The sequence below is a fragment of the Streptomyces sp. NRRL B-24572 genome (assembly GCF_002156145.1).
Lineage (GTDB): Bacteria > Actinomycetota > Actinomycetes > Streptomycetales > Streptomycetaceae > Streptomyces > Streptomyces vietnamensis.
The window spans coordinates 1-11340 of record NZ_MWIG01000296.1; the positions used below are offsets into that span (position 1 = coordinate 1).

Annotated in this window: 10 protein-coding genes and 1 pseudogene; all 11 read right to left on the reverse strand. The window is 70.9% G+C overall.

All coding sequences use genetic code 11. From position 1 onward, the window contains the following. Positions 1–132: 132 nt before the first annotated feature. Complete coding sequence (locus CCN56_RS18735; protein ID WP_086828294.1) at positions 133–867, reverse strand: SOS response-associated peptidase; 735 nt, start codon at positions 865–867, stop codon at positions 133–135. Between the two features lie 109 nt (positions 868–976). After that, complete coding sequence (locus CCN56_RS18740) at positions 977–1603, reverse strand: hypothetical protein (protein WP_086828296.1); 627 nt, start codon at positions 1601–1603, stop codon at positions 977–979. A gap of 117 nt (positions 1604–1720) precedes the next feature. Then, complete coding sequence (locus CCN56_RS18745) at positions 1721–2890, reverse strand: agmatine/peptidylarginine deiminase (RefSeq protein WP_086828297.1); 1170 nt, start codon at positions 2888–2890, stop codon at positions 1721–1723. A 71-nt stretch (positions 2891–2961) separates the two neighbouring features. Then, a complete protein-coding gene (locus CCN56_RS18750) occupies positions 2962–4341 on the reverse strand; it encodes a cytosine permease (protein ID WP_256962035.1) in 1380 nt (459 codons plus the stop codon). A gap of 230 nt (positions 4342–4571) precedes the next feature. Next, positions 4572–5378: an ABC transporter ATP-binding protein gene (locus tag CCN56_RS18755; RefSeq protein ID WP_086828301.1), complete on the reverse strand. Its 807-nt coding sequence runs from the start codon at positions 5376–5378 to the stop codon at positions 4572–4574. Beyond that, a complete protein-coding gene (locus CCN56_RS18760; RefSeq protein WP_086828303.1) occupies positions 5371–6357 on the reverse strand; it encodes an ABC transporter ATP-binding protein in 987 nt (328 codons plus the stop codon). The genes CCN56_RS18755 and CCN56_RS18760 overlap by 8 nt, the downstream gene beginning before the upstream one ends. Next, positions 6354–7208 carry an ABC transporter permease gene (locus CCN56_RS18765; protein WP_086828305.1) on the reverse strand — a complete coding sequence of 285 codons (855 nt, stop codon included), beginning with the start codon at positions 7206–7208 and terminating at the stop codon, positions 6354–6356. Before CCN56_RS18765 ends, CCN56_RS18760 begins: the two co-directional genes overlap by 4 nt. Further along, positions 7205–8164: an ABC transporter permease gene (locus CCN56_RS18770; protein ID WP_086828309.1), complete on the reverse strand. Its 960-nt coding sequence runs from the start codon at positions 8162–8164 to the stop codon at positions 7205–7207. Before CCN56_RS18770 ends, CCN56_RS18765 begins: the two co-directional genes overlap by 4 nt. Further along, positions 8161–9852, reverse strand: a complete 1692-nt coding sequence (locus CCN56_RS18775; protein ID WP_086828306.1) for an ABC transporter substrate-binding protein — start codon at positions 9850–9852, stop codon at positions 8161–8163. The genes CCN56_RS18770 and CCN56_RS18775 overlap by 4 nt, the downstream gene beginning before the upstream one ends. 95 nt (positions 9853–9947) lie before the next feature. After that, positions 9948–10961 (reverse strand): agmatine/peptidylarginine deiminase, encoded by a 1014-nt coding sequence (locus tag CCN56_RS18780; protein WP_086828308.1) that lies wholly within the window; start codon positions 10959–10961, stop codon positions 9948–9950. A gap of 163 nt (positions 10962–11124) precedes the next feature. Beyond that, positions 11125–11340, reverse strand: a pseudogene (locus CCN56_RS18785) (urease subunit alpha); the annotation flags it as partial.

The following is an 11340-nucleotide window of genomic DNA, read 5'->3' on the forward strand; positions in this document are numbered from 1 at the left end:
AACCGAGACCCCAAGTGACCGCGGTTCGTCGCACCCCTGGGCGGCGTACTCCGACACCCCGTCGGCGTGCGCCGCCCCTTCGGCGGGTCAGCAGTGGAAGCGGAGCCGGCGTGACGGGGTACGGCGGTCCGGTCAGGGGGCCGCGTCGACGAGGTGGGCTCCGTTGTTGCGGACGTTGTTGACGGCCGTGGAGACGGGGCGGGCGTCGAGTCGGCCGTCGGCGGGGCGGGTGAGCAGGGCGCGGAGGTCCTCGACGTCCTCGTGGTGGGGGTCGAGCCAGGCGTCGTAGTGGTCCGGGGCGAGGGCGAGGGGCATGCGGGGGTGGACGCGGCCGGCCGCGTCGGTGGCCTCGGTGGTGATGATCGTGCAGGTCGTCAGCCAGGCGTCGGGGTCGTCGTCGCTCGTGACGTCGGGGTTGCGCCAGTACTCGTACAGCCCCGCCATGGCCATCACCTGGCCGTCGGCGGGGTGGATGAAGTACGGCTGTTTGCGGGTCCTGCCCGTCGCCTCGTCCTTCACCGGGTCCCATTCGTAGAAGCCGTCGGCCGGCAGCAGGCAGCGGCGCTTGGCGAAGGCGCGTCGGTAGGCGGGCTTCTCGTGCACGGTCTCGACCCGGGCGTTGATCATCCGGGAGCCGATCTTCGGGTCCTTCGCCCAGGACGGCACCAGGCCCCACCGCAGGGTCCGCAGCTCACGGCGCACCTCGTCGCCGTCGTCCCGCCCGGCGCGTTCGAGGACCGCGTAGACCTCGTTGGTCGGCGCGACGTTCCAGCTGGGCGCCAGGGTCTCTTCGGGGCGCCAGTCGGTGACCTGGAAGAGCTGGGTGAGGTCCTCAGGACTGCGAGTCGAGGTGTAACGGCCGCACATGGCTCAACTCTGCCACGTCCGGCGCCCTGTCGCCGGGGCGCGGGGCCGATCGGCGGTCCTCGCGCCGCCGGCGGACGGGGCCCGCCCGGTGTCGGGGCGGGCCGGCGGGTCACACGGGCGGCTGCCCTTCGGGGAGGGCGTGCGCGAGGAGGAATTCGGTGGCTCCCGCGATGGCCTCGGCGTAGGTGCCGTGGACGGGCTCGGACTCCTTTTCCCGCCGGTCCGCGGCGGTGGCGGTGAACCACCAGGCATCGGCGTCGGCATCGTGGTGCACGACGGCGGTGCCACCCGCGTACTGGAGCGGGATGGACTCCCGGGCGGACTTCCGCACCACGGCGTGGGGCCACTTGAGGCGGGCGGACTGGCGCTTGATGCCGCCCCAGGCGGCACCGAGCTGGGCGTAGTTCGCTCCGCTGCGGCCGGCGACGGTGGCGGCGCTCTCCGCCAGCCGGTCGACGGAGAGCTTGGCCTCGTACAGGGCCCGCAGCAGTGCCAGCTGCACGTCGGGCGCCGCCATGAGCACGGGGTCGAAGGGCTTGCCGGCGGCGTTGTAGGCCAGCACACGGGTCGAGATGCGTTCGGCCAGGGCACGGACCGCGTCGAGGACCCGCTCGTCCATGGTGCCCGCGTCGTCCGGGGTGGGCTCGTTCCAGGGGGGCTCCACCAGGTTCGAGAGGGCGTTCCAGAAGTCGTCGTCGCTCTTGTCGGGAGTCGGGATCCCCGCCACATCACTCATGCGACAAACATAGCTGTCGAGAGGCGAGTGCGACAGCAATATCTGTCGCACCTGGATTCATCTGGTCTCCGTGCGCGCTCCGGCCCGGGTCCCGTGGACGGGACCCGGGCCGACGGCTCAGCGGTTGGGCTCCTGCATCGTGACGCAGTGGGCGCCACCGCCGCCGTTGCCGTAGAGGTTGTCGAGGTTCAGCTGGACGACGGGACGGCCGTAGGCGGCGGCGATGGCCGACTTGGCCGCCGCGTCCTTGGCGGTGTCGCCGAACTGGGTGGTGATGATCGCCTGGTTGGTCACCGTCCAGTTCATGTAGGAGCTGAGGAACTCGGCCTGCTTGCCCACCTGGATACGGGGCAGGGTGTCGGGCCCTTCGATGGTGAGGACCTGGAGCCGGCGGCCCCTGGCGTCGGTCGCGGCGGCCAGGGTGTCGCGGATGGCCTGGGCGTTGGCGGTCCAGACGTCGGGGCGTACGGCCCCGGCCAGCTGCACCATGACCACGCCGGGCCGGATGTAGCGGGCGGTTCCGTCGATGTGGCCGTCGGTGACGTCCTGTCCGGTGACGCCGGGCAGCCAGATCATCTTGGACGCGCCGAAGCGGGACAACAGCTCCGCCTCGATCTGGCTGCGCGACTTGCCGGGGTTGCGGTTGCCGTTCAGCCAGCAGCTCTCGGTGGCCATCACGGTGCCGTCGCCGTCGTACTCGATGCCGCCGCCCTCGCCGACCACGGACGCCTTCGCGAACGGGGCTCCGCTGTAGGCGGCGACCTTCGGCGCGACCGTGCGGTCCTTGTCGTAGGCGGAGGCGGGCAGACCGTAGAAGGTCGTGGCGTTCTCGCCCCAGGCGTTGAAGTTCAGGCCGAAGGCGTCGAGGCCGCCGGCGTCGTCGATGCGGAACAGCGGGCCGGTGTCCCGCATCCAGCAGTCCGAGACGGGGATGGAGCTGATGACCGTGACGGTGGATCCGCACGCGGTCCTGGCCTGCGAGGCGGCCGAGGAGCCGTCGGCGCACATGATGACCGGCTCGTACTTCGCGATCTCCTTGGCGAGCTTGGCGATGTCCGCCTGGATCTTGGACAGCAGGTTGCCCCAGATCGTGTAGCTGGACGGCCAGGCCATCCAGGTCCGCCTGTGCGACTCGTCCTCACCGGGGACGCGCCAGGACGCGGCCATCGCGGACTGGACGCCGCCGAGGACGGGTCCGACCGCCAGGGCGGCCGCGGCCGCTCCGGTGCGGGCGAGGAGGCTTCTGCGGCTGATGCCGGGGCGTTCGGCGTCGTGCTCTGTCTTCACGTGGTGCTCCTTCTCTCAAAGGTTCTGTACGTGCAGGCGCGGGTTGATCAGCGGGTTTCCCGGTGGGTTTCTCAGTGGAGCGGGTCCAGCAGCCCCTCCTCCCGGACCATCCGGCGTTCGGTGGCCAGGTCGAGGCTTCGGGCGAAGGCCCAGTAGAGGCCTCCGGACACCGGCAGGCCGACGAGGACCGAGCAGTCGACGCCGCCGAGGAGCTCCGCGACGGGCCCGACGAAGAGGCCGGTGATGACCATGAACGGGGTCATGCAGGCCAGTCCGATCGCATAGGCGAGGTTTCCGCGCCAGCCCCATCGGCCGTAGATCCCGCGCGGGTTGAAGATCTCCTTGACGACGTACTGGCCGCGCCTGACGAAGAAGAAGTCGACGAGGTTGATGGCCGTCCACGGGATGAACAGGTACGTCAGGACCACCACCACGTTGGCGAAGAACCAGTTGAACTGGTCGATGCCGACGAGGGTGGAGACCGTCCCGACGGCGGCCAGCATGATCCCGATGGTGGCGATCCGGATGGTCCGGGTCGGCTTGACCGGCCGGAACGAGTCGACGATGGAGATCATCGTGAGGCTGCCGCCGTACTGGTTGATCGCCATGATGGAGAGCAGCCCGACCAGCAGGACGACGACCGCGACCGTGCCGAACCCGCCGAACAGCCGGTCCGCCGACAGCTTCAGTGCCGTGACCGGGTCCGTTCCCTCGGGCGCGGCGGCCGAGACCACGGCGCCGAGGACGAAGACCCAGATCCCGGAGACCGCGCTGGGCAGGTAGGTCCACCAGAAGGTGCTGCGCACGGGGACGTCGGGTCTGAGGTAGCGCGAGTAGTCCGAGACGTACGGTGCCCAGCCCAGCTGGAAGCCGGCGACGAAGACGAACACGAGCATGAACGGCGCGAGCTCGAACGGCCCCGCGTTCCAGGCGCCGTCCGGCAGCCCTCCGCCGAACAGGGCGGAGGCGGTGACGGCGGCGGTGATCACGACGAAGGGCCAGGTGAGCCACTTGTTGAGCTTGTGGATCCACTCGTACCCGAAGAGGGCGATCACGGTCGCCACCGCGGCGGCGAGGAGATAGCCGAGGGTGTTGGGCATTCCGGTGAGCAGGTTCATGGCCTGGCCGGACAGCAGGGCGTCGGACGTGTTGAAGGCCACGTAGTTGACCAGGGCGAACACCCACACGGTGAGCGCGGCCCCCAGATAGCCGAACTGCGGCCGGGACTGCACGAGTTGGGGAAGCCCCAGCTGGGGCCCCTGGGCCGAGTGGAACGCCATGAAGAACGTGCCGAAGAGCGAGCCGAGCACGGTGGCGACCACCGTCCACACGAGGGAGGCCCCCATGGACAGCGTCACGACGCCGGTCGCCAGGCCGGTGAGGTTGAGGCTGCCGACGAACCAGATGGCCCCGACGTTCGACGGTTTGCCGTGCCGTTCGGACAGGGGCACCCAGTCGATCGAGTGCTGTTCGATGCCCGCGTGCGATGCGGAATCACGGCCCGCTTGCGCTGCGGAATCATGCGCGGGCGAGTCAACTGGCCCCATGTGGGCTCCTGTTCAGGGGTGTGTCCATGAATCCGTACGGCGCCACGCGACCCGTCGGCGCCGTACGGTGCGCTCACCCTAGGGACTGACTCAAATTTCAGTCAATGGCCGGGACATGCTCTCTGACGAAAATTTCAGTCACGCGCTCCCGCGCGACGGGCCGCGGAGATCGCCTCCGGGTCCCAGCCGGGGCGGGGTACGGATTCCAACAGGAGCCGTGTATAGGGATGTTGAGGTTCGGCGAGCACCTCGGCCGTGGGGCCCGCCTCGACGACACGGCCCCGGCGCATGACGATGACGTCGTCGGTGACGCACCGGACCACGCCGAGGTCGTGGGTGATGAACAGGTAGCCGATCCGGGTCTCCTCGCGGATGTCGGCGAGCAGGTTGAGGATCTGCGCCTGGACGGAGACGTCGAGGGCGGCGACCGCCTCGTCCAGGACGAGGACGGCCGGTTCCACGGCGAGGGCGCGGGCGATGGCGACGCGCTGCCGCTGGCCGCCGGAGAGCTGCCGGGGCAGCGCGTCGGCGGCGCGGGTGCCCAGGCCGACCTGGTCGAGGAGCTCCCGGACGCGCCGGTCGTGGTCGGTGCCGGGGAAGTGCAGGCGCAGGGCCTCGCGCAGGACCTGGTCGACGCTGGTGCGCGGGTCGAGGGAGAGGTACGGGTCCTGGAAGACCATCTGGACCTCGCGCGCGCGGGCCAGGCGGCGGGCCCGGCCGCGGTGTCGTGCGCCGCGGGCCTTTCCCCGTACGAGCACGTCCCCGGCGTCGGCCTGTTCCAGACCGACGACGATCCGGGCGGTGGTGGTCTTGCCGGAGCCGGACTCGCCGACGATGCCCAGGGACCCGCCCTCGGGGAGGGCGAAGGACACGTCGTCGACGGCGCGGACGCTCCCGAAGGTGCGGTGGAGGCCGACGGCCTCCAGGACGTTCTCAGGCATCGACGGGGCTCCCTTCGAGACGGTCGCTGTGGTGACAGGCGGCCCGGTGGTGCGGTCGGCCGGGTGCGGGCCGCGGCTCGGGGGCCCGCTGGTCGCAGACCTCGGTGGCCAGGTGGCAGCGGGCGGCGAACGGGCAGCCGTGCAGCTCCTGCCGGAGGTCCGGGGGCTGGCCGTCGATGGCGGCGAGCCGCCCCCGCGGGGCTTCCGGGCGGGGCGTGGAGGCGAGCAGTGCCGAGGTGTACGGGTGCCGGGGCCGCGCGAAGAGGGCTTCGGCGGGGCCGCTCTCGGCGATCCGGCCGGCGTACATGACGTACACGCGGTCGCTGATGGCGGCGGCGAGGTCGAGGTCGTGGGTGACGAAGAGCAGCCCGGTGCCGAAGCGTGCGCGGAGTCGGGCCAGGAGGGCGATGACCTCGGCCTGGGTGGTGACGTCGAGTGCGGTGGTGGGTTCGTCGGCGAGCAGGAGGGCGGGGTCGCCCATCAGGGCGGCCGCGATCATGACGCGTTGCAGCATGCCGCCGGAGACCTGGCCGGGATACTTGCGCAGGGCGGAGTCGTCGAGGCCGACCGCCCCGAGGAGTTCGCCGGCGCGGGCGGTGGCGTCCGCTCGGCTCGTGCTCCCGGTCAGGGTCACGCTCTCGACGAGGAAGTCGCCGATGCGGCGCAGGGGGTTGAGGGCGGCACGCGGGTCCTGGAAGATCATGGACACCGTGCCGCTGCGCAGGGCGCGCAGCCGGTCGGCGTCCATGGTGAGGACGTCCTCGCCGCGCACCCGGACGGCGCCTTCGACGACGGCACCGGGCGGCAGCAGGTTCAGGGCGCTGCGCGAGGTGAGGGTCTTGCCGGAGCCGGACTCGCCGACGAGGGCGACGGTCTCGCCGGGGCCGACGTGGAGGTCGACGCCGTCGAGGACGGGGCGTGCCGTGCCGGGCAGGGTGATGCGCAGCCCTTGGACGTCGAGCGTGTGCGTATCGGTCATCGGTCTCTCCTGGCGACGCGGTCGGCCCAGCGCTCTCCGACCACGTTGAACGCGACGACGGTGAGCACGATGAAGACGCAGGGCAGGATCGCGGACAGCGGGTAGCCGCGCTGGATGGCGGTCTGGCCGTCGAAGACCATGCGGCCCCAGTCGGGGGTGAGCGCGGGGACGCCGAGGCCGAGGAAGGACAGGCCGGCGAGGTCCATCAGCGCGTAGCCGAAGTTGATGGTGGACTGGGCGAGGACGACGGGGGCGATGTTGGGCAGGACGTGGCGCAGGCAGATCTGGAGGGCCGTGTGCCCCTGGACCTGGTAGGCGCTGACGTAGGGGCGTCTGCGTTCGGCCAGGACGAGGGAGCGGGTGAGCCTGCTGACGTAAGGCAGGTAGGCGACGGAGAGGGCGATGACGGGGGCGAGCAGCCCTTCGCCGTAGATCGAGACGATCAGGATGGCGAGGAGCATGCCGGGGAACGCGAAGACCAGTTCGGTGCTGCGCGACAGGACGGAGTCGAGCCGGCCGCCCCGCCAGCCCGCGGCCATGCCGACCGCGATTCCGGCGAGGGTGGAGAAGACCACGACGCCGAGGGGGCCGAGGAGCGAGGTGCGGGCGCCGAGGAGCAGCCGGGAGAAGGTGTCGCGTCCGGCGGCGTCGACGCCGAGCAGGTGCTCGGGGGACGGTCCGGCCAGTGCGTTGCCGAGGTCGACGGCGTTGGGGTCGTACGGCACGAGCCACGGTGCGAGGAGCGCGGCGGCGGTGACGAGGGCGACGAGGGCGAGGCAGACCAGGTGGAGCGGGGACCGGGCGGTGCGGATCTTCGCGAGGCCGGGCCGGCGGGTCAGGACGGCGGTCATACGGAGGAGCTCCTCGATCCGAGGGTGATCCGCGGGTCGACCAGCGGCAGCAGCAGGTCGACGATCAGGTTCACGGTCATGAAGAGGGCGACGATGATCAAGGAGATGGCCTGGACGGTCGGGAAGTCCTTGGTCGTGGTGGACAGTTCCAGGAGCTGGCCGATCCCGCCGATGCTGAAGGCGGTCTCCACGAGGATCGTGCAGACCAGGAGCGTGGAGACGACCAGTCCGCCCGTGGTGAGGACGGTGCCGAGCGAGTTGCGGAACACATGGCGGCGGATGACCCGGCCCTCGGGGACGCCGCGGCTGCGGGCGACCGTGACGTGCTCGCTGTCGAGCGCCTCGGCCATGGCGGAGCGGGTGACCCGGGCGAGCATGCCGATCAGATAGAGCGCGAGGGCGATCGCCGGCAGGGTGAGGTGCCGGATCTGGTCGAGGAAGCCCTCGCCGGAACCGCTGCTGGGGAACCAGCCGAGGTCGACGGCGAAGAGGCCCTGGAGCAGGACGGCCGCGACGAAGGAGGGGGTGCCGACGGCGAGCGTGGTCCCGACGAGGACGGCCGAGTCGGTGCCGCCGCCGCGTACGGCGGCGACCCATCCCAGTACCAGACCGGTCACGACGACCACGGCCAGCGCCATCACGACGAGCAGCAGCGTGGTGGGGAGGCGGTCGGCCAGGAGCCGGGAGACGTCGGTGCGGTAGGTGATGGACCGGCCGAAGTCCCCTTGGACGATGTCGCCGAGCCAGCGGAGGTAGCGGGCGAAGAAGGGGTCGTCCAGGTGGTATTGGGCGTTGATCGCGGCGAGGGCCTCCGGCGAGGCCGAGCGTCCGGAGAGCAGGAAGCCGGCCGGGTTGCCCGGCGCCAGGTACAGGGCGCCGAAGACCACGAACGACGCACCGAGCAGGGTGGCGGCCATCTCCGCAAGGCGCCGTACGGCGAATCTCACGAAGTTCACGGCGTGGCCCCCGCGTTCGCCGCGCCGGCGTCGGCGGCACCGACGTCCGCGGCCCACGGGTAGTACATGTACGCGATGGTGGTGGGGGCGCCGGTGATCCTCTTGTTGAGGAAGACCGCGGTGGGCCACTCGGCGACCGGGATCCACGGCAGCTGCTCGGCGGCCCGCTGCTGGAGCTCGGCCTCCATCTTCGCCCGCTGGTCCGGCTCGTAGACGGCGGTGGCCTGGTCGACGAGGGCGTCGTACCCCTTGTCGCTGTAGTCGGCGAAGTTCATGTAGGCGCCGGTCTTGAAGTTCTGCAGCAGGTCCAGCGGGTCGGTGATCGACTGGTAGTAGGTGAGCGGGAACATGTCGATGCCCTCGCGCGCCTTCGGGTCGGTGAACAGCGCCGTGAAGGCGTTGGGGGCGATCGTCCTGAGGTTGATCTTCAGCCCGATCCGGGTCCCGGCGGCCTGGATCGCGGTGGCGAGGAGGGAGACGTCCTGGCCGATGGAGCTGGTGGCGACGGTCAGGGCCTTGCCCGTGGCGCCGGCCTCCTTGATCAGCGCCTTCGCCTTCTCGATGTCCTGGGCGGCGGGCGGCAGCGCGCCGAAGGCGGCCTGCCGGGTCTGCTCCGATGCCCCGGCCCAGGCGGCACGGGTGGTGAGCGAGGTGGTGACGGTGCCGGCGCCGCCGAGTCCGGCCCTGACGAAACCGGAGCGGTCGAGGGCCAGGGAGAGCGCCTTGCGTACCCGGAGGTCGCCGAGCGGACCGTGCATGTTGGTGATGTCGATGTTGACCGTGCTGAGGCCCTCGCCGAAGTAGAGCTTGCCGACGCCGCTGTTCTCGAGGCGGTCGTAACTCTCGGTGGGGATCAGGTAGCCACCGTCGATCTCGCCGCTGAGCATGGCGTTGGTGCGGGCCGAGGGGTCGGTCAGGATCCGGAAGACGGCCTTCTTCGCCTTGGCCTTCGTACCCCAGTAGCCGTCGAAGCGTTCCAGCTCGATCGACTGGCCCTTGCTCCACTTCCCCAGCTTGAACGGGCCGGTGCAGGCGAGGTCGCCGGTGGTGCCGTAGTCCTTGCCCGCCGCCTCGACGCCGGCCCTGGAGGCGACGACGCCCGCGGCGGTCGCCATGTACTGGGGGAACTGGGAGTCCGACTTCCTGAGCCTGACGGTGACCTGGAGCGGGCCGGTCTTCCGTATCGAGGCGACGTTCTGGAAGGTCTGCGCCCAGGCGGCGGCGTTGTTCGGGTCCCGCTGCCGGCCGAGGCTGTAGACCACGTCGTCGGCGGTCATCACCTTGCCGTCGTGGAAGCGCACGCCTGCGCGCAGGTCGTAGACCCAGGTGGTGGGGTCCGGGTTCGAGGCCTTCCGCGCGAGGCCCGGCTGGAGGGTGAGCCCGGGCGTCCAGCGCATCAGGCTCTCGCACACGTTGGACAGGATCGTGTTCTGCGGATAGTCGAAGGCGACCGTGTAGTCGAGGGTGGGCGGCTCGGCGTAGACGGCCCAGGTGAAGGAGTCGATCTCACCGCGGGCCGGAGGGGTGGAGGCGGAGAGCTTGGCCGCGGAGCCGCCGACGCCGCCGTCCTTCGGTGGACCGGAGCAGGCCGCGAGGACCGCGAGGGAGGTCAGGGCGGCCGTCGTCACGGCGATCCGTCCGCGCCTGCCGCGGGGGCGTCTGCTGCCGGGAGGCAGGGGTGTGGTCATCGTCGCGCTCGCTTTCCGTGATGTCCGTGGTTTCCGTGGGGGGCGGGGGCCGGAGGGCCGCTGGAGCGGCCCTCCGGCAGGGGTCCGTTCCCGGTTCAGGCGCCGGCGGTCACGGCGGGGATCTGCTGCGTGATGCAGTGGACCCCTCCGCCGCCGTACGCGATCGCGGGCGCCCGCACCCCGACGACCTCGCGGCCCGGGTACGCGGCGGCGATGACCGCGAGCGCTTCGTCGTCCTGTGGCACGCCGGCCACCGGGACGACGACGCCGCCGTTGGCCACGTAGTAGTTCAGGTAGGAGACCTCGACCTCGCCGCCGGCCATGTCGACGAACGCGGTCTGCGGGACCTCGACGATCTCGAACGGCCGGCCCTGGGCGTCGGTCGTGGCCTCCAGCACCGCGCGGTTGGCCCGCATCCGGGCGTGGTCGGGGTGCGCGGGGTCGTCGGGCAGGGAGACGACGACCTTGCCGGGAGCGGCGAAGGCGCAGACGCCGTCGACGTGCCCGTCGGTCTCCGTGTCCAGTAGACCGCCGTACGGAAGCCAGACGACCTTGTCGACGCCGAGCTGGGTTTTCAGTTCCGTCTCGATCTCGTCCCGGTTCATCCCGGGGTTCCTGTTGGGGTGGAGCAGGCACTGCTCGGTCGTGATCAGGGTGCCTTCGCCGTCGACGGTGATCGCCCCGCCCTCCAGGATCATGTCCGAGGCGATGCGCTCGACGCCGAGGTGCTTCAACAGGAGGGCGCTGATCCGGTCGTCGGAGTCGTACGGGCTGTGCTTGCGGCCCCAGGCGTTGAAGCGGAAGTCCACTCCGGCGCGGTTGCCGGCGCTGTCGAGCACGAAGAGCGGGGCGGAGTCCCGGAACCAGGAGTCGTCCTGCGCCAGCTCCATCACGGTGATCCCGTCACCGCACCTCGTCCGGGCCTCCTCGCCGTGGCCGGGCGGCGCGACCATGGTCACGGGCTCGAAGGCGGCGATGGCCCGGGCGACGTTCGCGTACTCCTCCTTGACGTCGTCGAGGACGCTGCCCCACAGGTCCTGCCGGACGGGCCAGGCCATCAGACATCCCTCGTGCGCGGACCACTCGGCAGGCATACGGAATGCAGTCATCACGGGTCTCTCTTCGTTTCGCCAGAAGTACCCGTCGGCGGTGGCCGGCTCAGCCTGGCGGAGACGCGGGACGGGTACGCGGTGTGAACAGCATCCTTCACTCGACTGAAAATTCAGTCAAGAGAAGGGGCATGGTTTTGGAGGTTCGGCCGGTCGATCGAGGTCAGAGGAAGTAAAGCCGGCTCAACGAGACCTGCTGCGCCGGCTCGGAGCGCATCGGATCGCCGTCGAGGGTCACGAGTCCGCTGCGCGGGTCGACGTTTACCTGTCCGACGCGGGAGTTGAACCGCAGGTCGGCGGGGCCGATGCCACGGGTGCCGCGCACGGCCACCCGGCGCCGGCGGGTCGGCAGGGAGTCCGAGCCGAGGTCGACGGCGGC